Source organism: Caballeronia sp. Lep1P3, from assembly GCF_022879595.1.
Lineage (GTDB): Bacteria > Pseudomonadota > Gammaproteobacteria > Burkholderiales > Burkholderiaceae > Caballeronia.
Map to the genome: position 1 here is coordinate 291,474 of NZ_CP084266.1, position 26,781 is coordinate 318,254.

The 26,781-nt window shown below is 66.9% G+C and carries 18 protein-coding genes; 13 read left to right on the top strand and 5 right to left on the bottom strand.

The features are described from left to right. Positions 1-66: 66 nt before the first annotated feature. From LDZ27_RS15815 to LDZ27_RS15825, 3 genes are read right to left on the bottom strand one after another with little or no spacing between them, the layout of a single operon-like run. Positions 67-2,286 (bottom strand): xanthine dehydrogenase family protein molybdopterin-binding subunit, encoded by a 2,220-nt coding sequence (locus LDZ27_RS15815; protein ID WP_244816922.1) that lies wholly within the window; start codon positions 2,284-2,286, stop codon positions 67-69. Next, a complete protein-coding gene (locus LDZ27_RS15820) occupies positions 2,283-3,272 on the bottom strand; it encodes a xanthine dehydrogenase family protein subunit M (protein WP_244816923.1) in 990 nt (329 codons plus the stop codon). Before LDZ27_RS15820 ends, LDZ27_RS15815 begins: the two co-directional genes overlap by 4 nt. A gap of 10 nt (positions 3,273-3,282) precedes the next feature. Next, a complete protein-coding gene (locus LDZ27_RS15825) occupies positions 3,283-3,984 on the bottom strand; it encodes a (2Fe-2S)-binding protein (RefSeq protein WP_244816924.1) in 702 nt (233 codons plus the stop codon). A 415-nt stretch (positions 3,985-4,399) separates the two neighbouring features. Here LDZ27_RS15825 and LDZ27_RS15830 point away from each other — a divergent pair, with 415 nt between their 5' ends. Continuing rightward, a complete protein-coding gene (locus tag LDZ27_RS15830; protein WP_244816925.1) occupies positions 4,400-6,424 on the top strand; it encodes a tetratricopeptide repeat protein in 2,025 nt (674 codons plus the stop codon). On the opposite strand, the gene LDZ27_RS15835 is transcribed toward LDZ27_RS15830, so the two are convergent. Continuing rightward, positions 6,405-7,727 (bottom strand): inositol monophosphatase, encoded by a 1,323-nt coding sequence (locus LDZ27_RS15835; protein WP_244816926.1) that lies wholly within the window; start codon positions 7,725-7,727, stop codon positions 6,405-6,407. The two genes, LDZ27_RS15830 and LDZ27_RS15835, sit on opposite strands and share 20 nt — an antisense overlap. A gap of 127 nt (positions 7,728-7,854) precedes the next feature. Here LDZ27_RS15835 and LDZ27_RS15840 point away from each other — a divergent pair, with 127 nt between their 5' ends. The 7 genes from LDZ27_RS15840 (at position 7,855) to LDZ27_RS15870 (ending at position 19,152) form a co-directional block, all read left to right on the top strand. After that, positions 7,855-8,253, top strand: coding sequence for a GFA family protein (locus LDZ27_RS15840; protein WP_244816927.1), 399 nt, complete (start codon positions 7,855-7,857; stop codon positions 8,251-8,253). 40 nt (positions 8,254-8,293) lie between these two features. Continuing rightward, on the top strand, positions 8,294-9,193 hold the full coding sequence (locus LDZ27_RS15845) for a DUF72 domain-containing protein (protein ID WP_244816928.1): 900 nt from the start codon (positions 8,294-8,296) through the stop codon (positions 9,191-9,193). A gap of 214 nt (positions 9,194-9,407) precedes the next feature. Continuing rightward, positions 9,408-10,991, top strand: a complete 1,584-nt coding sequence (locus tag LDZ27_RS15850; protein WP_244816929.1) for a protease pro-enzyme activation domain-containing protein — start codon at positions 9,408-9,410, stop codon at positions 10,989-10,991. A gap of 53 nt (positions 10,992-11,044) precedes the next feature. Next, a complete protein-coding gene (locus tag LDZ27_RS15855) occupies positions 11,045-12,790 on the top strand; it encodes a S10 family peptidase (RefSeq protein ID WP_244816930.1) in 1,746 nt (581 codons plus the stop codon). A gap of 190 nt (positions 12,791-12,980) precedes the next feature. After that, complete coding sequence (locus LDZ27_RS15860) at positions 12,981-16,592, top strand: transporter substrate-binding domain-containing protein (protein WP_244816931.1); 3,612 nt, start codon at positions 12,981-12,983, stop codon at positions 16,590-16,592. A gap of 110 nt (positions 16,593-16,702) precedes the next feature. Next, a complete protein-coding gene (locus LDZ27_RS15865; RefSeq protein ID WP_244816932.1) occupies positions 16,703-17,221 on the top strand; it encodes a hypothetical protein in 519 nt (172 codons plus the stop codon). Positions 17,222-17,937: 716 nt separating this feature from the next. After that, positions 17,938-19,152, top strand: a complete 1,215-nt coding sequence (locus LDZ27_RS15870; RefSeq protein ID WP_244816933.1) for a L,D-transpeptidase — start codon at positions 17,938-17,940, stop codon at positions 19,150-19,152. 6 nt (positions 19,153-19,158) lie between these two features. Here LDZ27_RS15870 and LDZ27_RS15875 read toward each other — a convergent pair whose 3' ends face one another. Further along, a complete protein-coding gene (locus tag LDZ27_RS15875; RefSeq protein ID WP_370653435.1) occupies positions 19,159-20,061 on the bottom strand; it encodes a DMT family transporter in 903 nt (300 codons plus the stop codon). Between the two features lie 163 nt (positions 20,062-20,224). Between LDZ27_RS15875 and phnS the strand changes: the two genes are divergently transcribed. The 5 genes from phnS (at position 20,225) to LDZ27_RS15900 (ending at position 26,772) form a co-directional block, all read left to right on the top strand. Then, positions 20,225-21,313 (top strand): 2-aminoethylphosphonate ABC transporter substrate-binding protein, encoded by a 1,089-nt coding sequence (phnS, locus tag LDZ27_RS15880; RefSeq protein ID WP_244816934.1) that lies wholly within the window; start codon positions 20,225-20,227, stop codon positions 21,311-21,313. After that, positions 21,310-22,389, top strand: coding sequence for a 2-aminoethylphosphonate ABC transport system ATP-binding subunit PhnT (phnT, locus tag LDZ27_RS15885; protein WP_244816935.1), 1,080 nt, complete (start codon positions 21,310-21,312; stop codon positions 22,387-22,389). Before phnS ends, phnT begins: the two co-directional genes overlap by 4 nt. Next, positions 22,367-23,278: a 2-aminoethylphosphonate ABC transporter permease subunit gene (phnU, locus tag LDZ27_RS15890; protein WP_244816936.1), complete on the top strand. Its 912-nt coding sequence runs from the start codon at positions 22,367-22,369 to the stop codon at positions 23,276-23,278. The genes phnT and phnU overlap by 23 nt, the downstream gene beginning before the upstream one ends. A 46-nt stretch (positions 23,279-23,324) precedes the next feature. Next, positions 23,325-24,086: a 2-aminoethylphosphonate ABC transport system, membrane component PhnV gene (gene phnV, locus LDZ27_RS15895; protein ID WP_244817299.1), complete on the top strand. Its 762-nt coding sequence runs from the start codon at positions 23,325-23,327 to the stop codon at positions 24,084-24,086. A 232-nt stretch (positions 24,087-24,318) separates the two neighbouring features. After that, positions 24,319-26,772 (top strand): glycogen/starch/alpha-glucan phosphorylase, encoded by a 2,454-nt coding sequence (locus LDZ27_RS15900; RefSeq protein WP_244816937.1) that lies wholly within the window; start codon positions 24,319-24,321, stop codon positions 26,770-26,772. The last annotated feature ends 9 nt before the right edge of the window (positions 26,773-26,781 follow it).

The following is a 26,781-nucleotide window of genomic DNA, read 5'->3' on the forward strand; positions in this document are numbered from 1 at the left end:
GTCGGAAGCGGCGGCAAGCGCGAAAAAATGCCGCGCGCCGCCGCTTTTTACACGCACCAACCGCGTTCAGGCGGTGCGCGGCATCACCTTGTCGAGCGTGATCGGCAAGTCGCGCGAGCGCACGCCCGTCGCGTGATACACCGCATTGCCGATGGCCGCCGCCACGCCCGTAATCCCGATCTCGCCGATTCCCCGCACGCCGAGCGGATTGATGAACGGATCGGGTTTGTCGACGAACGAAATGTCGATCAGCCCGATATCCGCGTTCACCGGGACGTGGTACTCCGCGAGATTCGCGTTCGTGTAACGCCCGTAGCGCACGTCGAGATCGGTCTTTTCGGTGAGCGCGGCGCCGATGCCCCACACGATGCCGCCCATCAACTGGCTGTGCGCCGTCTTTTCGTTGAGGCGCGTGCCGACGTCATATACCCCGACGATGCGCGGCACGCGGATCGTGCCGAGGTCCGCATCGACGTGCACTTCCGCGAACACCGCGCCGAACGAGTGAAACGCGTACTGCTTCTTTTCGTCGCCGGGGCGCGTGGTGGCGATCGCCTCGATCGGCTTGCCGCCGTTGCGCGCGATGATCGCCGCCGCCGGATCGCGCTTGTCCGGATTCGAGCGGCTCACGACCCAGCCGTTGGAAACGGTCACGTCCTCGCGCGGCAGGCCGGCGACGGGCGAGGCGCGGTCCGCGAGCGCCATCGCGATCAACTGGTCGCGCGCCTGCATCGACGCGGCTCGCACCGCCGGCGACACGCTCGCCGCCGATTGGGAGCCGCCCGAGCCGGGCGCCTTCGGCAGCGACGAATCGCCGAGCGCGAAGCTCACGTATTCCGGCGCGAAGCCGAGCCCGTCCGCCGCGACCTGCGTCATGACCGTGTACGTGCCGGTGCCGAGATCCTGCGTGCCGGAGGCGACCATCGCGGTGCCGTCCGGAAGAATGCGCGCGATCGCGGACGCCTCGCTGCGATTGGCCGGATACGTCGCCGTCCCGACGCCCCATCCGACGAGCACGTTGCCTTCGCGCATCGAGCGCGGCGCGGCGTTGCGGCGCGACCAGCCGAACTTGCGCGCGCCTTCGTCGTAACACTGCAACAGCGCCTTGCTGGACCACGGCTTCTTTTCCTGCGGCTCCATGTTCGCGTAATTTTTGATGCGGAACGCGAGCGGGTCCATGCCGAGTTGATACGCCATTTCGTCCATCGCCGTTTCGAGCGCGAACGAGCCGCTCGTTTCGCCCGGCGCGCGCATGAAAGTCGGCGTGCCGACGTCGAGCTTCACGAGCTTGTGCGACGTCGCGAGATTCGGCGCCGCGTAGAGCATGCGCGTGACGATGGCCGAGCTTTCGGTCCAGTCCTCGAATGTCGAGGTCGTCGAAATCACGTCGTGGCGCATGCCGGTCAGCGTGCCGTCCTCGCGCGCGCTCGCCTGAATGCGCTGCTCGGTGAACGGCCTGTGCCCGACCATGCCGAACATCTGCGTGCGGTCGAGCACGAGCTTGACCGGCCGTCCTGTCTGCTTCGACGCCATCGCCGCGAGCACGACGTGCGACCAGACGGAACCCTTGCAGCCGAAGCCGCCGCCGACGAACGGGCAGATCACGCGCACGTCGTCCTCGGGGATGCCGAAGAACTTCGCCACCGAGCTTTTCGCGCCCGACACGCCTTGCGTCGTGTCGTAGAGCGTGAGCTTCGGGCCGTCCCAGCGCGCGAGCGTCGCGTGCGGCTCCATCGGATTGTGATGCTCGATGGGCGTCGTGTAGACCGCGTTCAGGCGCGTCGTGCCCTGGCGCAGACCGGCATCGACGTCGCCGCGCTGCGTGGTGATCGCGCGGCCCATCATCTTGTCAGGCTGATACGCGGTGTGCTTCGCGCGCTCGATGTCCGCGTTCGGCGTGGCGGCCTCGTAGCGGATATCGACGAAACGCGCCGCGCCTTGCGCATGCTCGAGCGTATCCGCGACGACGACCGCCACCGGCTCGTTGCTGTAGCGCACCTTGTCCGATTGCAGGAGCGTAAGCCCGCGCACGGCGGGCGGCTCCGTGTCGGGCGCGCCGCCGTGCGGCAGGCGCATCGCGTTGCGATACGTCATCACGAAAAGCACGCCGGGCATCGACTGCGCACGGCTCGTATCGATCGACGCAATGCGGCCCTTCGCGATTCCGCTCGTGATGAGCACCGCGTTGGCGAGCTTCGCCTCGCTGTTGTCGCTCGAATAGCGCGCCTGGCCAGTGACCTTCAGCACGCCGTCGGTGCGATCGAGCGGTTGACCGATGACACTCATGCGGCACCTCCTGCCTGTTCGATGGCCCGAACGATCGCGCGCTGCGCGAGCGTCACCTTGAATGCGTTGTCGCGCTGCGGCTTCGCGCCCTGCACCGCGAGCGCGGCGGCGTCCCGCAGCGTGCCGCGATCGAGCGTCTTGCCGACGAGCGCGCTTTCCGTCGCGCTCGCGCGCCATGGCTTATGCGCGACGCCGCCAAGCGCGATGCGCGCGGTTCTGACCGTGCCGCCGTCCATCTGCAACGCGGCGGCGACCGAGACGAGCGCGAACGCGTAGCTCGCGCGGTCGCGCACTTTCAGATACTTCGAATGCGCGGCGAAAAGCGGCGGCGGCAGATCGACGGCGGTGATCAGTTCGCCGGGCGCGAGCGTCGTATCCAGATCGGGACGGTCGCCCGGCAGCCGATGAAACTGCGCGAACGGAATCGCGCGTTCGCCTTGCGGACCGGTCACGCGCACGACGGCGTCGAGCGCGGCGAGCGCCACATTCATGTCGGACGGATTCGTCGCGATGCACTGGTCGCTCGCGCCGAGGATCGCGTGAATGCGCGTGTTGCCGTCGAGCGCGGCGCATCCGCTGCCCGGCGCGCGCTTGTTGCACTGGGCAAACGCGGTGTCGTAGAAGTAATAGCAGCGCGTGCGCTGAAGCAGATTGCCGCCGACGGTCGCCATGTTGCGCAGTTGCGCCGATGCGCCCGACAAGAACGCTTGCGACAGCAGCGGATAACGCTCGCGCACCCAGGTGTGATTCGCGGCGTCGCTATTGCGCACGAGCGCGCCGATGCGCAAGCCGCCGTCCGGCAATGGCGCGATGCCGCTTAAATCCTGGAGATGCGTGATGTCGACGAGTCGCGCGGGCCGCGTCACGCCCTGTTTCATGAGGTCGAGCAGATTCGTTCCGCCGCCGATGAAAACCGTTCCCGGCTGGCTCGCGGCCTCTATCGCCGAATGGATGTCGCCGGCGCGCTGATAGGAAATTGCGTCCATGTGCGTCTCCTCAACCGCGCGTCAAGGCGACGACTTTCACCGCCGCGACGATGTTCGGATACGCTCCGCAGCGGCAGATGTTGCCGCTCATGCGCTCGCGGATTTCGTCGTCCGAAAGCTGCGGCGGGCGGTAGCGCACGTCGGCGGTCGCGGCGCTCGCGTCGCCGTTGCGGTATTCGTCGATGAGCGCGGTGGCCGAGCACAACTGCCCCGGCGTGCAGTAGCCGCACTGGAAGGCGTCCTGTTCGATGAACGCCTGTTGCAGCGGACTCAGCGCATCGGCGGCGGGCGCGAGGCCTTCGACGGTCGTGACCGTTTCGCCCGCGTGCATCACGGCGAGGGTGAGGCACGAATTGATGCGCCTGCCCGCAACGATCACCGTGCACGCGCCGCACTGACCGCGATCGCAGCCTTTCTTCGTGCCGGTGAGACCGGCGTACTCGCGCAGCGCGTCGAGCAGCGTCGTGCGCGCTTCGACGTGCAATTCATAGGGATGGCCGTTGATGGTCAGATGGACCGGCATCGTCGGCGCGGACGAGGGCGGCATCGGCGCGGACGAAGAAGCCGGCGCGCTCGCGCCTGGCTGTTGCGCATGCGCGAGCGGCGCGGCGGTGACGGCCGCTGCCGCCGCAGCCGATTGCAGAAAGCGTCTGCGCGATGGTTTCTGGGCCGCGTCGTCGTGATCGGGAGAAGGGGTATGGGTCGGGGGCATGGCGAAAGGAGGCTCCTCGCTCGTTCGGAAGGGCGTCGCCGGCTCGGGTCTCGTGGGGCTTGTGCTCGCGGCCGACGCGACTATCGGTCGATGAGCGCCGCTGCCCGGTCCGTGGCGCGTGAGTCGTGAGTCGATGAATGCGTCGTTCGCCAACTGTAAGGCGACCGAACGTTCGAACACCGCGACCGCACGCAGCATGCAAGTCCAATGCCACGCTTTCTAAGGCTTCGCGCGGCGCGTGGCGCGAGCCGTTCGTGCGAAGGAAAGCACGTAAATACTGCATGCATGCGTAATTCCGCGTTTTCAGTTCGCCTTCGATCGTTTCGGCGGGTGGACGAAGCCGAGTCGCACTTTATGACGCTCGCGTCAGGCAGGGCGCAGGACAATCGCCTCGAATCCATCGCGCGACCGTTCCATGAATCCCGATCACGACGCCTATCAACAAGCTGCCTCGCACTATTCGAACGCCCGCTACGACGACGCGCTCATCGCGCTCGCGCCGATGCTCGCGCGCACGCCCGCTCACGTCGAAGCGCTCGATCTTGCCGCCGTGTGCTGCTATCAGCTCAATCGCATGGAGGAGGCCGAAGCGTGCTGGCGGCGTGCGATCGCGGAACATCCGCACGAAGCCGGCCCGTACAACAACCTCGGCAATGCGCTCAATGCGTCCGGCAGGCTCGACGAGGCGAAGACCGCTTACGGCGAAGCCATCGCGCGGCGTCCCGATTTCACCGAGGCGCAGTACAACCTCGCGAACGTGCTGCACGCGCTCGGACATCGCGACGAAGCGGAGCGGTCGTTTCGACGGGCGCTGCAACTGAACCCCCGGCTGGCGGACGCGCATTACAACCTCGCGAGGCTGCTCGCGGACAATGGCCGCGCGGCGGAGGCGCAAGCCGCGTATCGCGACGCGTTGATCGCGCGTCCCGGCTATGCCGAGGCGCACAACAATCTCGGCAATCTGTTGAAGGACGCCGGGCGGCTCGACGAAGCGGTCGGCGAGCTTCGCGCAGCGGTCGCGGACCGCCCGGACTGGCCCGACGCGCATTTCAACCTGGGCAACGCCTTGCGCGCGCAAGACCGTCTCGCCGATGCCGAACGCGCTTACCGCGATGCCCTCGCGCTGCGTCCGTCTTTCGGAGACGCGCTTATCAATCTGGGCAGCGTCCTCACGACGCTCGGACGCTTCGACGAGGCGGAAGCGGCGTATCGGCGAGCCATCGCCGCCAATCCGGATCGCGCCGAGGCACATTGCAATCTCGGGCGGGTCATCCACGAGCAAGCGGCGCTTGGACGCTGGGCGCGTCTGCCCGAAGCGGAGCGCGCCTATCGCGATGCGCTTTCGCGCGATCCCGGCCTCGCCGCCGCGCTCAACAATCTCGGCAATCTGATCGGCGAGGACGGCGCGCGCGCGGAGCAGGCGGAGGCGCTCTATCGCGCGGCTTTGCGCGCCGATCCGGAGTTCGGCGCGGCGAAGCAGAACCTGGCGGCGACGCTACTGCGCGCCGGCAAGCTGAGCGAAGGGTGGCAATGGTACGAATCGCGCTTCGATGACGACACGAGCGCGCGCCCGCTCGATCCATCCGTGTTCGGATGCCCGCAGTGGCGCGGCGAGGCGCTCGCGGGGAAGTCGCTCGTCGTGGTCGCGGAACAGGGCTTCGGCGATTCCATCCAGTTCTGCCGCTATCTGCCGATGCTCGCATCGCGCGGCGCATCGGCGCTCACGGTGGTTTGCCCGCCGGCGCTTGTGTCCTTGCTCGCATCCGTCGATGGCCTCACGCGCTGCGTCCCGTTCGACGCCGCCGCCACGCTCCCGCCGCACGAATTCTGGTGCTTCGTGATGAGCTTGCCGGCACGCTTCGAAACGACGCTCGACAGCATTCCGTCGGCCACGCCGTATGTACACGCGCAGGCCGCGCGCATCGGCTATTGGGGAAACCGCCTGCCCGCGCGCAGGTTCAAAGTCGGTGTCGTCTGGTCGGGCGAGCCGAGGCCGTGGGTGGCGGATTCCTTCGGCGCGTTCAGCCGCCGCTGGCTCGATGCGCGCCTTTGCGCGCCGCTGCTCGACACGCCCGGTGTTGCGTTCGTCAGCCTGCACAAAGGCGCGACGGCGCGCGCGCAATTGGCCGCGCTGCCCGAACGCTTGCGCCCGCTCGACCCGATGGACGAAGTCGCCGATTTCGCCGATACCGCCGCGATCGTCGCTTCGCTCGATCTCGTCATTTCGGTGGACACGTCGGTTGCGCATCTCGCGGGCGCGCTCGGCAAGCCGGTGTGGGTGCTTCTGCACAGCAACGCCGACTGGCGCTGGCTCGACGCCCGCGACGACTCGCCGTGGTATCCGACCGCGCGCCTTTTTCGGCAGGCCTCGCCCGGCGACTGGACCGAGGTGATCGCGCGCGTCGCCGACGAACTGCGCGCTACGCTTCGCTTTCCATGATCCGGTCGATCCATCGCGCGTTTTCGCCCGCCGAGCCGATGCCGGCGTGCCTGGCCATCGGCACGAAAAAATGCGTCGCGATGGGCAGTTTCGAGCGTTCGAGCCAGCTCGTCAGATGCGCTTCCAGACGTCTTGCCGGCGCCTTCAATTCCTCGCGCAGCACGCCGGGCAGCTTTTCGAAGTGGCGCATGTCCGTCTGATACGGCTCAGGCGCGACGCAGAGCGCGTTCGGGCGGCCATCCACATCGAGCGGAAGGCGTTCGAGCGCCTGATGCAGCAGCGCGACGCCGAGCCCTTCGCCGCGCCACGGCTTGCGCACTTCCCACTGGCTGAGATAGATCACGCGATGCGTGCTGAAGACTTCGCAGAGGCGCGTCTGCCCGAGCGCTTCCGTCGATGCCAGCGCGAGCGAAAGCATTTCGCCCGAATAAGTGTCGAGCGTGTAGACGAGGTCGGCGCTGCTCGTGAGCGGCGGCACTTTCACGAGCTTCAGTTCAACCGCCGCCGCGACGATGTCGCTGCCCGCTTCGTGGAACATGGCGAACGCGGTGCCGAGGCGCTCGTCGTCCACTTGCGGATATTCGTGGCGATACGTCATCGTGAACAGGAACGGCCCGATCTTCTCGCGATATGCGAGCGGCCGGTCCACGTCGTAGTCGTCCGCGCCGACGAGTCCGTAGGGATCGTAGTCGCGCTTCTCGCGGCGCTCGCCGTCCGGCAGCGCGGAGGCGAGCGCGGCGAGCGGCCGCCGCGACTCGGGCACGAGGTCTTCCGGCAGGCCTTCCCACGACAGGCGCAGGAACTCGCGCCCGCCGCGATAGTGCGCTTCGAACAACGACGACACCGGCTGCCCCGCGACGGGATCGAGGATGCGCTGCGCGCATTCGAGCGCGCGATCGAGCAACTGGTCGGCTTCGGCGGGATCGGGTGCGAGCGTCGGCTCGTCGGCTCCGGGCGATGCCGCGAGGCCCTGCGCCACGCGCGACTTGTGCGCCAGTTCGAGCCATTCGTCGGCGGCGCGCTCCGCGATGCATCCCGCCGCGATGCGATAGCCCGTCAGCACGACGGACCGCCCCGTATCGCCGAGCGGGAACACGTACTCGTCGGACATCGCTTCGTCGACGGTGACGCCACGGAACGTCTCGCGCGGCAGCGCGACATTGGCCGCCGAGTCGAAGCGCTCGTGCGAGAGCACATGCGCGGCGAGATCGGACGCGGCGGGACCGAATTCCGATCCCGGTCCGGGAAGCAGCTTCAGAAGCGATAACGTGCTGGCGTTGCCGGCGATGCCCGATGTGGTCATGAGTGCCTTCTCCAATCGTGAAGGGCTATCGTAACAAACCGTGCGATGACCGCGTGCGCCACGTCGAGCGGGCGCGGGATGTGCTTCTGGCTGTGCACCCCGTCCACTAAGTCAGCGGAGAAACGCGATGAACGGCGACATCCACGAAGGCGGCTGCGCGTGCGGCGCGTTTCGCTTTCGCGCAACAGGCGAACCGCGGCGCGTCGCGCTGTGCCACTGCCTGACCTGCCGCCGCGTGCACGGCTCGGCGTTCGGCGCGTATGCGATCTTCGCGCGCGAGGACGTCGAAATGAGCGGCCGCCTCGAAACCTGGCGCAGCTCGGACGACGGGCGGCGGCACTTCTGCCCGGTCTGCGGATCGGTGGCGTACATGGAATTCGAATCGCGTCCCGAAGTGGATTTGCCGCTCGGCGCATTCGACGAAACCGGCCTCTTCGAACCGGCTTACGAGTTGTGGTGCGAGCACCGCGAGCCGTGGCTGCCGGCGGGCGCGCGCCCCGAATATGCGCAGGAGCGGCCGCAATGACCGCGCGCCGTGGTTCGCCGCATCCCAAAAGGTGAGCCGCATGGCCGGGCGCATTCGCATCGGCATTTCGGGCTGGCGGTATGCGGGCTGGCGCGGCGTGTTCTATCCGAAAAAACTCGCGCAGGCGCGCGAACTCGAATTCGCCTCGCGCGCGGTGCAGACGGTGGAGATCAACGGCTCGCACTATTCGCTGCAGAGCCTCTCCAGCTGGCGCGCGTGGCACGAGGCCACGCCCGAGGGCTTCGTCTTCAGCGTGAAAGGGCCGCGCTATCTCACGCACATGCTGCGTTTTCGCGATGAAACCGCGATTCCCGCCATCGCCAACTTCTTCGCCTCGGGCGTGCTCGCGCTCGGCGAAAAGCTCGGGCCGTTTCTCTGGCAGTTTCCGCCCAACTTCAGTTTCAAGCCGGAGTCTTTCGAACGCTTTCTCGAACTCCTGCCGAAAGACACGCACGCCGCCGCCGCGCTCGCCCAGCAGCACGACACGCGCGTGCGCGATCCGTGGTTCGAAGCGCGGCGCAAGCGCGCGCTGCGGCATGCGGTGGAGATCCGCCATCCGAGCTTTTGCACCGATGCCTTCGTGAAGCTGCTGCGCAAGCACGGCGCGGCGCTCGTCGTGTCGGATTCGGTCGCGGACTGGCCGTATGCGGAAGACCTCACCTCCGACTTCGTCTATCTGCGGCTGCACGGCACCGAAACGCTCTACGGCGGCGCGTATTCCGACGATGCCCTCGACGGCTGGGCGCGGCGCATCGAGCGCTGGGCGGCGGGCGGGCAGATCGAGGATGGGCGGCTCATTTCGTCGTCGGCCGCGCGCCGCCGTGCCTCGCGCGACGTCTACTGTTACTTCGACAACGACCAGAAAGTGCAGGCGCCCTTCGATGCGCGCCGCCTGATGGAACGCCTCGGCATGTCGACGGCGCAGCCCGCGCAACCGTAGGCGAACCGGGACACGGATTGTCCCGCCGGAACTGCATCCTTCACTCGACGGTCCGAGCGATTGCATTCGCGCCAGGAAAATACGAGGATAAGCGGCGTGCTTCGCGTGAACGAGGAAAAGGCTGACAAGCCGAGCGAAGCCCGCGCCCCGGATGCGCGAAAGCGGCAGGATCGAGAACCTTTGAACGCCAGAGCCTACGAGGAGCATCGATACCATGGCGAAGCAACCGGTAAGCGGCAGCGAAAAGAGTCATCCCGAGGGCGCGAAGTGCATCGGCGCGTGCGATCTGGCCGAACAGATCGAAGTGATCGTCATGCTGCGGCGCAAGGACGAAGCGGGCTTCCGTCAGATGATGGCGCGCATCGACGCGGGCGACGCCCCCGCGCAGTCCGTGTCGCGCGAGGAATTCGACAAGCGCTTCGGCGCATCCAGCGAAGACGTCGAGAAAATCAGGAAATTCGCGGCGCAAAACGGCCTCGCGGTCGTGCGCGCGGAAGCCGGCACGCGCAGCGTCGTGCTGAAGGGCAGCATCGACCAGTTCCAGAAAGCATTCGATGTGAAGCTGGAACGCTATCAGCACCACAACGTCGGCGAGTATCGCGGACGCACCGGCCCGGTGAGCGTGCCGGACGACATCCACGACGCCGTCACCGCCGTGCTCGGCCTCGACAGCCGGCCGCAGGCGCGTCCGCATTTCCGCTTCCGGCCGCCGTTCAAGCCGGCGCGCGGCGTCACGCCGGCATCGTTCTCGCCGGTCGATCTCGCGTCGCTCTATGACTTCCCGGAAAGCGACGGCGCGGGGCAATGCGTCGCGATCATCGAACTCGGCGGCGGCTACCGCGACAGCGACTTGTCCGCGTACTTCTCGAAGCTCGGCGTGAAGGCGCCGCAAGTCGTGCCGGTGAGCGTGGACAACGCGAAGAACGCGCCGAGCGGCAATCCGAACGGTCCGGACGGCGAAGTGACGCTCGACATCGAGATTGCCGGGGCGGTCGCGCCGGGCGCGCGCATCGCCGTGTACTTCGCGCCGAACAGCGACGCCGGTTTCATCGACGCCGTCAATCGCGCGATTCACGACAACACGAACAAGCCGTCGGTCGTGTCGATTAGCTGGGGCGGTCCGGAATCGAACTGGACGTCGCAGTCCATCGGCGCGTTCAACGACGTGCTGCAAAGCGCCGCCGCGCTCGGCGTGACCGTGTGCGCGGCTTCGGGCGACAGCGGTTCGTCCGACGGCATGGGCGACGGCGCGGATCACGTCGATTTCCCCGCGTCGAGCCCGTACGTGCTCGGCTGCGGCGGCACGAGCCTGTCCGCGTCGGCGCAAGCCATCACGCACGAAACCGTCTGGAACGACGGCGATCAGGGCGGCTCGGGCGGCGGCGGGGTGAGCGCGGTGTTCCCGCTTCCGGTCTGGCAGAAGGGCCTCGCGGTGACGCACGCGGGCGGCAGGCACACGCCGCTTTCGAAGCGCGGCGTGCCCGACGTGGCCGCCGACGCATCGCCGCAAACCGGCTACGAGGTGCTGATCGACGGCGAGGAAACGGTCGTCGGCGGCACGAGCGCGGTCGCGCCGCTGTGGGCCGCGCTGATCGCGCGCATCAACGCGATCAACGGCTCGCCGTGCGGCTTCGTCAATCCGAAGCTCTACAAGGCGAAGACCGCGTTTCGCGACATCACGCAGGGCAACAACGGCAGCTTCTCCGCAGCGGCGGGATGGGACGCGTGCACGGGCCTCGGCAGCCCGGACGGCGCGAAGATCGCCGACGCGCTCACGCCGGCTGGCGGGCAGGCATGAGTTGGGGCGAAACAGTGAACAACAACCACGACGACGATTCTGGAGCGACCACGATGAACTCCGATCCACTGGTAACGAAGACGATTCACGGACATGCCGGCACGGGCGTCGCGCCGGAGGCGGGCGGCGTCGCGCCGCCGCCCGCGGCTGACGAACACGCCGCCAAAACGCCCGTGAAGGGCGGTGAAAAAGGCGCTGGCAAGGATCAGCCGTATTTCGATCCGGTCGCCTACGGCAACGGCCCCGACGATTCGGTGGAAGCCACCGAAGCCGACGAAAACGCGGCGATCACGCATCACACGGCGAAGATCGGCGGACAAAAGATCGCGTATACGGCCACTGTCGGCCACCTCGTCACGGTGGACCCGAGCAGTTCGAAGCCCGACGCGAAGATGTTCTACGTCGCGTTCACGAAGGACGGCGCGAAGGAGGAAGCGCGCCCGCTCACGTTCTTCTACAACGGCGGGCCGGGATCGTCGTCCGTGTTCGTGCTGCTCGGCTCGTTCGGGCCGCGCCGCATCAAGACGGCGATGCCGAGCTTCACGCCGCCCGCGCCCTACGAGATGGAGGACAACCCGGACAGCCTGCTCGACAAGAGCGATCTCATTTTCATCAATCCGGTCGGCACCGGCTATTCGGCGGCCATCGCGCCGAACAAGAACCGCGATTTCTGGGGCGTCGATCAGGATGCCGATTCGATCAAGCAGTTCATCAAGCGCTATCTCACGAAGAACAATCGCTGGAATTCGCCGAAGTTCCTGTTCGGCGAATCGTATGGCACGGCGCGCAGTTGCGTGCTCGCGTACCGGCTGCACGAAGACGGCGTCGATCTGAACGGCATCACGCTGCAGTCGTCGATACTCGATTACCGGCAGGCGGGCAACCCCGTCGGCGCGCTGCCGACCGCCGCCGCCGACGCGTGGTATCACAAGAAGCTCGGCGTGCATCCGACGCCGACGAACCTGCTCGCGTTCGTGGAAGAAGTCGCGGAATTCGCGCGCACGGATTATCTGAACGCGCTGCGCAAGTTCCCGCAGACGGACGACGAAGTGGTAGAAAAGCTCGCGGAATACACGGGCATCGACAAGGTGACGCTGCTCGCGTGGAGCCTCGATATCGCCGCTTACGACAGCCGCGGCAACTCGCTCTTTCTCACGACGCTGCTCAAGTCGAAGGGCGAATCGCTCGGCTCATACGATGGTCGCGTGACCGCGATATCGACGGGCATCGCCGGCAAGATCGATCCGAACTCCGGCGGCAACGACCCGACCATGACGGCGGTGAGCGGCGTCTATACGTCGATGTGGAACAGCTATCTCAACGAGCAGCTTAAGTTCACGTCCACGTCCTCGTTCACGGATTTGAATGACCAGGCGTTCATCAACTGGGACTTCAAGCACACCGATCCGACCGGCGAGGAGAAGGGCGTCGATTCGAAGGGCAACATCGTGCTGTACACGGCGGGCGACCTTGCCGCGGTGATGGCGCTGAACATCGATCTGAAGGTGCTGTCCGCGAACGGCATGTTCGACTTCGTGACGCCGTTCTACCAGACGATCCTCGATCTTCAGCAGATGCCGCTCATCGACAAGACCGTGCGGCAAAACCTCTCGGCGACGTTTTATCCTTCGGGGCACATGGTCTATCTCGACGGCGGATCGCGCACGCAACTCAAGGCCGATCTCGCGAAGATGTACGACGAAGCCACGTCGAACCATGCGGCGATGAGCCGGATCATCGCGCTGCAAAAGGTCGCGGCGGACAAGGGACAGGCGCTCTCGCCCGAGAGCGCGCAGTGACCGCGCACTGACCGCGCAGTGACCACGCTCCCTGCCGCGCGACGCCTTTCATGGCGGGCGGCAGGCTGCGCGCTTCGTTTCGCGCGCCGCAACGAGCGGCGACAGCATGGCGCAACCCGCATCCGGCCTCGATTGCGGGCGCGCGCCTCTTTCTGACACACTAGCTGCTTCCTTCGATCAGGAGTGCAGCGTGTTCCGTTTCGCCCAGCCGCCACGCGCGTGGCGCTTTCTGTTTGCGATCGCCTGGCTCGTCGCCGGCATCGCGGCGCTTCACGTTCCCGACGCTCGCGCTGCACGTTCGCCGGAACGTCTCGTCGTCGGCGCCGCGCCCGGCATCGCGGCGCCGCTCGACATGTCCAATGGTCTCGCGGAAGACGCCGCGCCGCGCGGCATCTCCGTCGACTTCGCGCAGGCCGTCGCGGACTCGCTCGGCATGACGCTGCAATGGCGCCGCTATCCGAATCGCACCGCGCTGATCGACGCGCTCGCGCGCGGCGAGATCGACATGGCGACGGCTTCGACCGGCGACGATCCCGGCCCGCCGCTTCTCTTTTCGCAGCCGTATCTGCCGACGAAGACGGTGAGCGTCGAGCCGCTCGCCGCGCGCGCGCCGACGCATCGCTTGGCGTATGTGGACGCGCAGGCGTCGCGTGCGCATCTTGCCGCCGCGTATCCGTCGATGACGCTCGCCGCCTATCCGGATACCGTCGCGGGGCTGCTCGCGGTATTGCTCGGACAAGCCGACGTGTTCGTCGGCGACGTGACGGCCGCCGCCTACGCGATCGGGCATCTGGACTTGCCGGGCCTCGCCATCACCGGCTTTGCGCCGTTCGACGAGGGCGGCTACAGTTTTGCGTTCGCGAACGCGCGCCCCGGCGCGGCGGCGCTGCGCGCGCGCGTCGACACGGCGCTCGTGCGCTTGCCGCCGCGCTTTCTGATCGTCGCACGCGCGCGCTGGGATGTCGCGATGACGGCGGTGTCGTCGGAGCGGCCGCTCGAACTCACGCCCGAGGAGAAGGCGTGGATCGCCGCGCATCCGGTCGTGCACTACTCGATGTACTCGCAGGCGCCGCCGCTCATGTTCCGCGACGCGCAGGGCCAGCCGGCCGGCCTCGCGCCCGATCTTCTCGCGGCGATTTCGCGCATCAGCGGACTGCGCTTCGAAGGGCGCCTGCGCAACGACATCGCGCGCATCGAGCGCGACGTGCGCAACGGCGAATCCGCGTTCATGCCCTTCAGCATGCCGCGCGGCGATTCCGATCCGAACGTCGTGCCGTCCGTGCCCTTCGGCGACGGCCTCATTGCCATCGTCACGCGCGCCGGTGCGCCGCCCCTGCGCGATGCGAATGCGCTCGACGGCAAGCGCCTCGCGCTGCCGTCGGAGTTTCCGGCGCGTCCGCTGCTGCAGGCGAAGGCGCCGGGCGCGCGCATCGTCGCAGTCAGTCCGATCGACGGCCAGCTCGCGGCGGTGGCGAGCGGCAAGGCGGACGCGACCATCATGGACATGAAGCTCGCGAATTACGCGATCGGCAATCCGTATCGCGGGCGCCTGCAGATCAGCGGCGTGTTGTCGCCGAAGCCGGTGCCGCACGTCTTTCTCGTCGCGCGCGATCAGCCGGTGCTGCTCGGCATCCTGAATCGCGCGATCGCGGCGCTCCCGCCCTACGAGCTCGAAGCGATCCGCGCGCGCTGGCGGCTTGCGGAGCATCCCGAAACGTTGTGGGAGCGCAGGCGCCCGCAGATCGCACTAGCGGCGTCGCTAGGCATCGCGCTCGTGCTGCTGCTCGGCGCGTGGGGCGTTTCGCTGCGCGTGCAGGTCCGGCGACGCATCGCCGCCGAGGACGCGATGCGCGCAGCGAAAGAGGAGGCCGAGACCGCGAACCGCGCCAAATCCACCTTTCTCGCGACGATGAGCCACGAAATCCGCACGCCGATGAACGCGGTGCTGGGCCTGCTCGAACTCGAAATGCGCGCGCCCGGCGAGCGCGCCGCGACGCAGCGCTCGCTTGCGACCGCGCATCACGCCGCGCGCGATCTGCTCGGCATGATCGACGACCTGCTCGATGTCGCGAAGATCGAAGCGGAGCGCCTCGTCCTCGCGCCCGCGCCGATGGAAGTCGTTGCGTGGATCGCGAGCGTCGCTTCCATCTACGAGCCGGCTGCGCGGGCGAAAGGCATCGCGCTCGTCGTCGAGCGGCGCGGCTTGCATGACTTGCAGGGCGCGCACGACTCGCGCGACTTGGACGACCCGCGCGATTCGCGCGACCCGCACGACTCGCAGGGCCCGCGCGACTCGCACGATCCGCACGACCCGCACGACCCGCACAACCCGCACAACCCGCACAACCCGCACAACCCGCACAACCCGCACAACCCGCACGACTCGCACGACTCGCACGACTCGCACGACCCACACGACCCACACGACTCGCACGACTCGCACAACCCGCACGACTCGCACAACTCGCACAACTCGCACAACTCGCACGACTCGCACTACTCGCACGACTCGCACGACTCGCACGACTCGCACGACTCGCACGACTCGCACGATCCGCACCCGCACGATCCGCGCGACGGCCCCGCGTGGCTGCTCGCCGACGCGCAGCGGCTGCGGCAGATCGTCGGCAATCTGCTCTCGAACGCGATCAAGTTCACCGATGCCGGCGCGATCACGCTCGCATTCGAGATCGGGCTGCCGCGCGACGGCACGCGCGCGCTGATGCTCGAGGTGTCGGATACGGGCGTCGGCATTCCGCCGGACCGGCAGGCGACGCTGTTCGCGCCGTTCGTGCAGGCTCACGAAGGCGGCGCGCGGCGTTTCGGCGGCACGGGATTGGGACTCGCCCTCTGCAAGCGGCTCGTCGCGATGATGGGCGGCAGCATCGAGCTGTCGAGCGAGCCCGGACGCGGCACGCGATTCACGGTGCGCGCGGCGTTTCCAGACGCGCAGGGAGCGCCCGAGGCGCACGAAGCCCAGAGCGTGCCGACGCTCGCGCCGCCCGCAGCGGCGCGGCCGCTTGCGGGCCTGCGCGTGCTCGTCGTCGACGATCATCCGGCCAACCGCATCGTGCTCGACGGCCAGATTCGGCTTCTCGGCGGCGCGGCGGAACTGGCCGTCGATGGCCGCCGCGCACTCGCGCGCTGGCGTGCCGATCCCGGCGCGTTCGACGCCATCCTCACCGATTGTTCGATGCCCGAGATGAGCGGCGAGGAACTCGCGCACGCGATCCGCGCGGACGAGAAGGCTCGAGGAATGCGCGCCGTGCCGATCGTCGGCCTCACGGCGAACGCGCTGCCGGAAGCGGCGGCGCGCGCCGTCGCCGCCGGCATGACGATGTGCCTCGTCAAACCCATCGGCCTCGATGCGCTGCGCGACGCGCTGCTGGGCGTCGTGCCGCTTAGCGGCGCGCGTCCCGAACCGTCGCCCGAACCGTCGACGGGCCAGCTCTTCGATCGCGCCGCGCTCGGCGCTTACGGCGATCAGGCCGCGACGCTCATCGACATGCTCAAGTCCACGAACGCGCAGGATCTCGCCGACGCCCGCATCGCCGAAAGCGACTGCGACCACGAACGCGTGCGCGAGATCGCGCATCGCATGAAGGGCGCGGCGGGCGTGATCGGCGCGGCGCCTTTCACGCGGGCGTGCGTCGCGCTGGAACGCGACTGTCAGCGCGCCATCGACGAAGACCGCAACGGCGAGGACGACGCGGCCATCGCCGCATCGTTCGCGGCGTTCGAGCGCGCCGCGCGTGCGCTCGATGCCGCGCTGGACGCCGCCGTCGCGCGCCACGCGGTTTGACCGGGGGCGAGCGACGCGCCGGCTGCCGTTCATGTGTTCTAATTGAGCGTCCGTTTAATTTCGAACAGGCGGCCGTGCGTGGGCCGCGCTCCGTTTTCCGCGAACGAGGCATGAACCCAGGCGAACCTTTCTTCATCCGCCGCCGCACGACGCGGCACGCGCGCATCCGGGCGATGGCCGCGCTCGCGCTCGCCGCGACCTTCGGTGTTCACGCGGCGCGTGCGCAGCATGCCGACTGGCTCGATGCGCGCGTCACGCAAGCGACCATCGTCGATACCATCTGCGTGCCGGGTTACGTCGATCGCGTGCTGCCGTCCTTCGAGACGCAGATGCGCGAGAAGGACCGGCTGCTGAAGCAGCGCGGCATCGACGCGTCGTTCGCCGCCGAATATGCGCTCGATCACCGCATGCCGGTGCTGCTCGGCGGCTCGCCGTCATCGCCCGCCAATATCGATCTGCGCCGCTGGGAAGGGCGCGCCGGCGCGCGGCGCAAGGAGCGGCTCGCGGTGTATCTCAAGCGCTGCGTCTGCACCGGCGACATGACGCTCAAGGCCGCGCAGTCGGCCATGACGGGCGACTGGGCGGATTCTTATCCAAATCTGTCGAGCATGTCCTGCCGCGGGTTTTGAAGAGGTGGAGGAAGCGGGCGCGGGAAGGTCGCATCCGCAGTTGCCGCGACGTGCGCGTGCAGCCGGCCTTACATCAAACGATTCCTGAATGCAGAGCGCGAGCGCGGCCTCGACGTCCGAGCGCTCGTCTGACGTAACGGTAACGGCCATCAATCTGCTGGTCTGGAATCTTTCCGCGGCGCTGTGCCGCGCGCGACGTGCGGCGCATTCAGCGCTGGGCGGATCCTTACCCGAATCTGTCGAGCATGTCCTGCCGCGGCTTGTCAGAGGCGGCGAAAGCGGGCGCAGCAATGCCGCTTCCGCAGTTGCCGCAACGTGCAGCGTACGGTGACGGCGATCTTCCCCGGCGCTGTGCCGCGCGCGACGTGCGGCGCTTTCCGAAAGACGCAGTAGGCGATTACCTGAACGATACGCGATTCACGGCGCGGGAACGTCGCACGCGTATGCAACGGCTCGCCTCTCGACCGACATTCGCATATCGCCGAAGCCATCGTGCCCGGTCATCGGCGCAAGCCGATGCATCGACGTCGCTGCATTGAGCGCTATGAGTTTGTCGGAATGAACTTTGCTTAGACGAGACTAACGAACGAAAACCAGCGGCAAAGCCGGTGTGATGGCAACACCGGCTTTTTTCTTGCCGATGCGCGTATTTCGTTCGAAGCGGGCGATCGTCGGATCGTCCGATCGTCTGTCGTTCAAAGCAAGCGGAACCATCGATGCAGCAGGCAGCAAACAACAAGACGCCATCCGGCGCACGAAAAACCGGGGTTGCGGCGCTCGTCGCCCTTTCTGTGTTCACCGCGCAGGTGAACGCCCAGCCCGCGTCTTCGTCCGGCTCGGTCGTGCAAGGGCGCGTCACGCCCGCGCCGATGCCGCCCGCGCCTCTGTTGCCGCACGACGCGAGCGCGCCCGCCGGCGCGAGCGTACCTGCGCGGGCGCTTCCCGCGATGCCGTCGCCGATTACGCCGCAAGCTGCGTCGGGTGCTTCTGAGACACCCGGGGCATCGGGCGCTGAGGCGGCATCGGCTGCATCAGCGGCGGAAGCGGCATCGGCTGCATCAGCGGCGGAAGCGGCTTCGGCTGCATCCGAGGCCGCCGCGCCCGAAGTGCAGCTGCCGCCCGAGACGCCCGCGCCGAACGTCGCGCAACGCACAGGCATCGCGCCGAACGGCGCCTACGCGATGCGGCAAACCTTCGCGAACGAAGTCGACCGGCGTCTCAACGTGCCGCCCGCCGACCAGCAGGCGTATGGCCGCGTGCTGCAACGCGCGCTCGACGAGCATGGCCACGGCGATCTCGCCAACGAGTTCGTCGTGCTCGTGGACCGCAGCGAGAACGTGCAGGCGCTCTTCGTCTACTTCCGCGCGCGTCCGAAAGATGCGTGGTCGATGATCGGCGCATCGCCCGTATCGACCGGACGGCCCGGCACGTTCGATCACTTCCTCACGCCGCTCGGTGTGTTCCAGCATGTGCCGGGCAACATGGATTTCCGCGCCGAAGGCACCGAGAACGAGTTCAAGATTCGCGGCTACGGCGCGCGCGACATGCGCATCTACGATTTCGGCTGGGCCGACGGCGAGCGCGGCTGGGGCAAGGGCGGCATCTCGCCGATGCGCTTTCAGATGCACGCCACCGATCCCGACAAGCTCGAACCGCTCCTCGGCATGCGTCATTCGAAGGGCTGCGTGCGTATTCCCTCGACGCTCAACACGTTTTTTGATCACCACGGCGTGCTCGACGCGCAGTACGAAGCGCGCGCGGCGGAAGGCCAGTCCATGTGGATTCTGAAATCGACGCGGCAGACGACGCCGTGGGCGGGGCATTACCTCGTCGTCGTCGATACCGCGAGAAAGACGCGGCCCGCGTGGGCGCCAGGGCCGGGCAAGGCCGCGCGCGCGCATGTGCCGGCGGGCGCGAACAACGTCGACTGAGCGGCGTTACTTCGATCGCGCGAGCACGACGCCGGCGAGCGCCACGGCGAAGCCGGCGAGCTGCAACGTCTCGAGCGTTTCGCCGAACGCGAGATAGCTTTCGAGCGCGGCGAGCGGCGGCGCGAGAAAGAGCAGGGCCGTCGCGCGCGATGCGTCGCCGCGGCGGACCATCCAGACGAGGAGCGTCGTCGCCACGCCGGAGAGCATGACGATGCCCCATGCGATCGACGCCCACGTGGTCATCGACGAGACGAAGCGCTGCTCGCCGAGCGCGAGCGCCAGCGCCGCCGCGACGATCGCCGCGCCCGCGTTCTGCAGCGCGCTCGCGCTGCGGATATCGGCGCTTGCAAGCGATGTCTTCTGATACAGCGTGCCCGCCGTGATCGCGACGACGGCGACGAGCGCGATCGTCACCACGACCCATTGCGGCGCGGCATGCGCGGCGTGCTGGGCGTGTTCCTGCGGTCCCGCGCCCGATGCGATGCCCGGCGCGAGCACGAGCGCCACGCCGCAAAGCCCGAGCGCGAGCCCGGCCCACGCCCGCGCTGAAAGCCGTTCCCCGAAGATGCGCGCGGCGAGCGCCGCCGTCAGAACCGGTTGCAGCGCGCCCAGCAGCGCCATGACGCCCGCGCTCAAGCCCTGCGCGACGGCCCAGTAACTCGCGCCGAGATAGACGCCCTGCAAGAGCGCGCCGGCGAAGAGATGCCGCGCGGCGTCGCGCGCTTTCGGCCAGTCCGCGCGGGCCGCGATTGCGAGCGCGACGAACAGCAGCGCGGTGCCAACAAAGCGCGCGAGCAGATAGAGATTCGGATCGACATAAGGCGTGATGGCCCGCGCGACGATGAAGCCCGTCGACCACAGGAACACGAATATGGGTGCGATAAGCAGGGAGAACAGTGGGGAGAACATCGCGGCAGTATCGGCGGGTAGGGAGACTTCGTCTTGTTCAACCGTGCACTGCGCCGCGCCGGATGTGACGCGTTCGCGCATTCACGCCCATGTCACAGACACCTGCAATGCTTCGGGTCTACCGTTTTTACCGTTCTCTCCGACACGAGCCACGAGACCTGACATGACCCGCGATTCATCCTTCGCGCGCCGGCGGCTGCCCGGCGCTTGCGCAGCGCTTACCCTGGCCGCAATCGCATCGTTCACCGCGACGCCCGCGAATGCCGCCGACGCCGTCGTTCTCTATACCGCCGATGGCCTCGAGAATCTCTACAAGGACGTCCTGCCCGCGTTCGAGAAGAAGGAAGGCGTGAAGGTCAACATCGTGACGGCCGGCAGCGGCGAAGTGGTGAACCGCGCGAACGTCGAGAAAGATTCGCCCAAGGCCGACGTGCTCGTCACGCTGCCGCCTTTCATCCAGCAGGCGCAGCAAAGCGGTCTTTTGCAGCCGTATCAGAGCGTGAATTACAAGAACGTCCCGGCGATCGCGAAGGCGCAGGACGGCGCGTGGGCCACGTTCGTCAACAACTATTTCTCGTTCGCGATCAACCCGGATGTCACGAAGAGCGCGCCGAAGACGTTCGCGGACCTTCTGCATCCGAACTACACGGGCAAGATCGCGTATTCGAATCCGGCGACCGCCGGCGACGGCATGGCGGTCATCATCCTCACGTCCGCGCTGATGGGCGAGGACAAGGCGTTCGATTACCTCAAGTCGCTCGAACAGAGCGCGAAGTTCCATACGAAGGGCACGGGCTATCTCGACGTGCTGCTCTCGCGTAACGAAATTGCGTTCGCGAACGGCGACCTTCAAATGGATCTCGACGATGCCGCGAACGGCGGCCTGTCCATCAAGCCGCTTTTCCTGTCGCACGGCGCGGGCGATGCGCCGACCACGTTCCAGCTTCCGTATGCCATCGGCCTCATCAAGAGCGGACCGAATCAGGCGGAAGGCAAAAAGCTGATCGACTATCTGATGTCGTCGGACGTGCAGTCGAAGGTGCCGGACATCTACGGCATCCCCGGCCGCACCGACGTGCCGCTCGCGGGCAAGAACGGCGAGGCGGTGAAGCAGGCAATCTCGGGCGTGAAGCTGATTCCCGTCGACTGGAATCAGGTCATGCAGAAGAAGGCCGGCTGGACCGAACGCTGGAAAAACGAAGTGATCGGCAATTCCGGCAAGCAGACCGAAGTGGTCAAGCCGAAGTCGTGAGCACGCTCGCCTTCGCGCCGGGCGCGCTGGAACCGCGCGCGGTCGCCTCGGACGCGCCCGGCGTGTCCGTCGAGCATCTGAGCGTGCGCTTCGGCGCGCGCACGGTGCTCGATGACCTGACGCTCCACATCCGGCGCGGCGAATTCCTGACGGTGCTTGGCCGAAGCGGTTGCGGCAAGACGACGCTCCTGCGCTTCATAGCGGGATTCGTCAACGCCGATGCGCTCGCGGGCACGCTCGCCATCGCGGGGCGCGATCTTACGCACGTGCCCGCGCATCGGCGCAATCTGGGCTTGCTGTTCCAGAACTACGCGCTCTTTCCGCATCTGTCCGTGTTCGACAACGTCGCGTTCGGGCTGCGCGCGCGCAAGCTGAAGCCGGCGGAGATCGCGCGGCGCGTCGCGGATGCGCTCAAGCTCGTTCAGCTCGCCGATGCCGGTCACATCATGCCCGCGCAGCTTTCAGGCGGCATGCAGCAGCGCGTGGCGCTGGCGCGCGCGCTCGTCATCGAGCCGGATGTGCTCTTGCTCGACGAACCGCTTTCCGCGCTCGATGCGAACCTGCGCGCCTCCGTGCGCAGCGAACTGAAGGCGCTGCACGAGCGTCTGGCCGACCTGACGATCATCTGCGTGACGCACGATCAGGACGACGCGCTCGTGCTCTCCGACCGCACTCTTTTGATGCGCGACGGCCGCATCGCGCAACTCGGCTCGCCGCGCGAACTCTACGACGCGCCCAGCGACGGCTTCGTCGCGCGCTATCTCGGCGCGGCGAATCTGCTGCCGCCGCGCGTCGTGTATCCGCTCGGCGATGCGCGTCACGACGAGCGCGAGCGGCTCGCGTGCATCCGGCCGGAGCGCTTTCAGATCGTTGCGCTCGGCGACGGCCCGCTGCACGGCACGATCGCATCGGTCGAATGGTATGGCGCGGCGCTCTCCATTTCGGTCGCGCTCGATGCGTTGCCGAACGAGCCCGTCCAGGTGACGATGCAGCGCGGCCATGCGCGCGTGCCGGAAAGAGGCGCGCGCGTTTCTCTTCGCTTCGAGGCTTCCGATGTCGTCCTTATTCGTCCCTGACGGCGTCGCGCCCGGCGCCGTCGATGCCAGCGTTTTCGTCGCGCATGCGCGCGAGGCGCAGCGCCGCGAGAAGCGCGCGCAATGGCATCTGCTCTTCATTCTCGTGTTCGTGCTGGGGCCGCTCGTCGTGTATCCGCTCGCGCGCCTGATCGTTCTCAGCGTGAGCGGGCCGCACGGCTTCACGCTCGATGCGTTCACCGCGTTTTTCGGCAATCCGGAGACGCGCGGCGTGATCGGCACGACGCTCGGCATTCTGGTCGCGAGCGCGAGCATCGCGTCGATACTCGGCGTCGCGCTCGCGTCGATGCTCTTCTTCCGCCCATTTCCCGGCGTGAAGCTGCTCACGCGCTTTCTGGAACTGTTCGTCGCGTTCCCTTCGTTTCTCGTCGCGTTCACGCTGATTTTTTTGTACGGATCGCAGGACGCGGTGAGCATCGGCTTCCAGCGCCTCTTTTCGCTGGATGCGCCGCCGCTCGATTTTCTCTTCGGTATCGGCGGCGTGATTCTCGCGGAAGTGGTGTTCTACGCGCCGTTCGTCGTGCGCCCGACGCTCGCGTCCTACGCCACGCTCGACATGCGGCTCGTCGAAGCCGCGAAGAGCCTCGGCGCGGATGGCTGGATGGTCGCGATGAAAGTCGTGCTGCCGATCGCGTGGCCGGGCATCGCGGCGGGCACGATTCTCTGCTTTCTGCTGACGTTGAACGAGTTCGGCATCCTGCTCGTGCTCGGAAGCGCCCATCTCATTACGTTGCCGATCGCCATTTACAGCGCCGCGACCGTCGATCTCGACCTGCGCGCGGCGGCGGCGGGCGCCGTCGTCATGCTCCTGATGTCGCTGTCGCTCTATGCGTTGTATCGGCGTGTCGATGCGCGCACCGGAGGCCGCTGACATGCAGCTTTCGGCGTCTTTCCGGCCGGTTGCAGTGTTGCGCGTGATGGCCGTGTCGCTCGTTGCGCTCGTGTGCTTCTGGCTTTTCGTCTTGCCGGTGATCGTCGTGGCGCTGTCGAGCGTGGCGTCGCACTGGTCGGGCACGATCTTTCCCGACGGCTTCAGCGCGCGCTGGTTCGCGCGTCTCGGCGCGAGCGAATTCGACGCGCTCACGACGAGTCTCACGACAGGCTTAGCCGTGGCGATGCTCGGCACCGCGCTCGGGCTGTGGCTCGCGCTCGCGCTCGAAGGCCGCGACCGGCGCGGACTCGGCGCGCTCGTCGACGCCGTCGCGATGACGGGCAGCGGCGTGCCGAGCGTCGTGCTCGGGCTGGCGGTGCTGATCGCGTATCACAAGCGGCCCTTGGATTTGTCGGGATCGGCGGCGATCGTCGTACTGGTGCAACTCGCGCTCGTGTTGCCGTTCTGCTATCGGTGCGCGGCCGCCGCGTTGCGCCCCGAACTCACGACGTTGCGCGAAGCCGCCGCGAGTCTCGGCGCGCCGCCGCGCATGGTGCTGGCGCGCGTCGTGCTGCCGCAACTGCTGCCCGCCGTGCGCGCGAGCCTCGCGCTCGGCTTCGCGCTGTCGCTCGGCGAACTGGGCGCGACGCTCACCGTCTATCCGCCGGGCTTCGCGACGGTGCCGATCGTCGTCGTCGGACAGGTGCATCGTGGCTACTATCTGCCCGCGTCGGCGCTTTCGCTGATCCTGCTCGGCGTGTCGCTCGCGGCGCTCTTCGTCATCGCGGGCCGCGCGCCGCGGCGTTGACGCGCCAATATCATTCGGATGACGAAGTAAATTCTGCCCGCCGAATCGCGAAAATGCACGGGAACCTTTCGGGCGCTCTTCATACCAAAAAAAACAAAACTGGCGTAACCTGCATTTTCCAAGAACGACCGCACCGCGTGCGCGGGCCGCGCACGGCCCGCGGCGAAACGGGGGCGGCACGCATGGCGTGCTTTCGCGGTCGTTGCACAAGTCGCAAAAACCGGAGGTTTCGATGACATCCGTCGACCTGGAATTCGATCAGCTCAACAGCACCGTCGACGCGCTGCGGCGCTCCATCTCGAACCGCCTCATGTACGGCGTCGGCAAGGACGCGGCGACCGCGCAGCCGCGCGACTGGCTGCACGCGGTGGAACTCGCCGTGCGCGACCGCCTCGTCGCGCGCTGGATGCGCACCACGCGGCAGCAATACGAACAGGACGTGAAGCGCGTTTATTACCTGTCGATGGAATTTCTCATCGGCAGAACGTTCACCAACGCGCTGCTCGCGCTCGGCATCCACGACGAAGTGCGCGACGCGCTCGCCGGTCTCGGCGTCGATCTCTCGACGCTCGAGGAACTGGAGCCGGACGCCGCGCTCGGCAACGGCGGCCTCGGGCGGCTCGCGGCGTGCTTTCTGGATTCGATGGCGACGGTCGGCGTGCCGGGCTTCGGCTACGGCATCCGCTACGAATACGGCATGTTCCGGCAGACGATCGTGGACGGCAGCCAGGTCGAAATGCCCGATTACTGGTTGCGCGCGGGCAATCCGTGGGAGTTTCCGCGCCCCGAAGTGGTCTACACCGTGCAGTTCGGCGGACGGACCGTGCAGCACAACGACCGCATCGACTGGATCGAGACCGACGACGTCAACGCGATGGCCTACGACACGGTCATCCCCGGTTACGCAACGACGGCCACCAACACGCTGCGCCTGTGGTCCGCGCGCGCGACCGACGAATTCGATCTCTCCGCGTTCAATCAGGGCGACTATCGCCGCGCGGTGGAGGCGAAGAACACGTCGGAGCATGTCTCGCGTCTGCTTTATCCCGACGATTCGACGCAGGCGGGGCGCGAGTTGCGGCTGCGTCAGGAATACTTCTTCGTGTCCGCGACGATGCAGGACCTGATTCGCCGTTATCAGCGCACGCATACGCATTTCGGGCGGCTCGCGGAAAAGGTCGCGGTGCATCTGAACGACACGCATCCCGTGCTCGCCATTCCCGAACTGATGCGCCTGCTCGTGGACACGCATCGCGTGCCGTGGGACAAGGCGTGGAAGCTCGTGCAGCAGATGTTCTCGTACACGAATCACACGCTGATGCCCGAGGCGCTCGAAACGTGGGACGTCGAAATGCTCGCGCGCCTCTTGCCGCGGCATCTCGAGATCATCTTCGAGATCAACGCGCACTTTCTCAAGCACGTCACCGAGAAGTTCGGGCGCGACATCGACCTGATCCGCCGCATTTCTCTCGTCGATGAATTCGGCCAGCGGCGCGTGCGCATGGCGCATCTGGCGATTGTCGCGAGTCACAAGGTCAATGGCGTATCGAAGTTGCATTCGCAGTTGATGGTGCAGAACATCTTCTCCGATTTCGCGCGCATGTATCCCGAGCGCTTCACGAACGTGACGAACGGCATCACGCCGCGACGCTGGCTCGCGCAGGCAAGCCCGTCGCTTTCCGCGCTGATCGACAAGCGCATCGGTCCGCGCTGGCGCACCGATCTCTTCGAACTCGGAAGACTGCGCGAATGGCGCGACGATCCGGAATTCCGCAAGGCTTTTCACGAAGCGAAGTTCGCGAACAAACTGCGTCTCGTCGAACGCGCGAAGCGCGAGGCGAATGCGATCATCAATCCGGAAGCGCTCTTCGATTTGCAGGTCAAGCGAATTCACGAATACAAGCGGCAACTGCTGAACATTCTGTATGTGATCGTGCGCTACAACCGCATCCGCGAAAATCCAGAACGCGACTGGACGCCGCGCGTGGTGATGTTCGCGGGCAAGGCGGCCTCCGCCTACAAGATGGCGAAGAACATCATCAAGCTCATCAACGATGTGGCGAAGCGCATCAACTCGGACCCGCTCATCGGCGACAGGCTGAAGGTCGGCTTCATTCCGAACTATGGCGTGAGCGTCGCGGAACTCATCATTCCGGCGGCCGATCTGTCCGAGCAGATTTCGATGGCGGGCACCGAAGCATCCGGCACCGGAAACATGAAGCTCGCGCTCAACGGCGCGCTGACCATCGGCACGCTGGACGGCGCGAACATCGAGATATGCGAGGCGGTAGGGCGCGAGAACATCTTCATCTTCGGCAATACGACGGATGAAATCGAATCGCTGCGGGCGGCGGGGTATCGGCCGCGCCAGATTTACGAGGAGAACGCGGAACTCAAGCTCGCGCTCGATCAGATACGGCTCGGGCATTTTTCGCCGGACGAGCCGCACCGCTTCTACGACATCTTCCACACGCTCGTGGACTGGGGCGATCACTACATGGTGCTCGCGGATTTCGACAGCTTCGACAAGACGCAAGCCGAGGTCGATCTCAAGTTCCGCGACAAGGACGCGTGGACGAAAAGCGCGATCGAGAACGTCGCGGGAATGGGGATTTTTTCATCGGACCGCACGATCGCCGAATACGCGCGCGAGATCTGGCATGTGGAGCCGCTGAGCTTCGGCTGATTCGGCCGA

Coding starts and splice junctions, on each gene's coding strand:
- LDZ27_RS15855 (WP_244816930.1), top strand. CDS start 11,045: ATGAACTCCGATCCACTGGTAACGAAGACGATTCACGGACATGCCGGC.
- LDZ27_RS15900 (WP_244816937.1), top strand. CDS start 24,319: ATGACATCCGTCGACCTGGAATTCGATCAGCTCAACAGCACCGTCGAC.
- phnV (WP_244817299.1), top strand. CDS start 23,325: ATGGCCGTGTCGCTCGTTGCGCTCGTGTGCTTCTGGCTTTTCGTCTTG.
- LDZ27_RS15815 (WP_244816922.1), bottom strand. CDS start 2,286: ATGAGTGTCATCGGTCAACCGCTCGATCGCACCGACGGCGTGCTGAAG.
- LDZ27_RS15870 (WP_244816933.1), top strand. CDS start 17,938: ATGCAGCAGGCAGCAAACAACAAGACGCCATCCGGCGCACGAAAAACC.
- LDZ27_RS15865 (WP_244816932.1), top strand. CDS start 16,703: ATGAACCCAGGCGAACCTTTCTTCATCCGCCGCCGCACGACGCGGCAC.
- LDZ27_RS15835 (WP_244816926.1), bottom strand. CDS start 7,727: ATGACCACATCGGGCATCGCCGGCAACGCCAGCACGTTATCGCTTCTG.
- phnU (WP_244816936.1), top strand. CDS start 22,367: ATGTCGTCCTTATTCGTCCCTGACGGCGTCGCGCCCGGCGCCGTCGAT.
- LDZ27_RS15875 (WP_370653435.1), bottom strand. CDS start 20,061: ATGTTCTCCCCACTGTTCTCCCTGCTTATCGCACCCATATTCGTGTTC.
- LDZ27_RS15830 (WP_244816925.1), top strand. CDS start 4,400: ATGAATCCCGATCACGACGCCTATCAACAAGCTGCCTCGCACTATTCG.
- LDZ27_RS15840 (WP_244816927.1), top strand. CDS start 7,855: ATGAACGGCGACATCCACGAAGGCGGCTGCGCGTGCGGCGCGTTTCGC.
- LDZ27_RS15845 (WP_244816928.1), top strand. CDS start 8,294: ATGGCCGGGCGCATTCGCATCGGCATTTCGGGCTGGCGGTATGCGGGC.
- phnS (WP_244816934.1), top strand. CDS start 20,225: ATGACCCGCGATTCATCCTTCGCGCGCCGGCGGCTGCCCGGCGCTTGC.
- LDZ27_RS15850 (WP_244816929.1), top strand. CDS start 9,408: ATGGCGAAGCAACCGGTAAGCGGCAGCGAAAAGAGTCATCCCGAGGGC.
- LDZ27_RS15825 (WP_244816924.1), bottom strand. CDS start 3,984: ATGCCCCCGACCCATACCCCTTCTCCCGATCACGACGACGCGGCCCAG.
- LDZ27_RS15820 (WP_244816923.1), bottom strand. CDS start 3,272: ATGGACGCAATTTCCTATCAGCGCGCCGGCGACATCCATTCGGCGATA.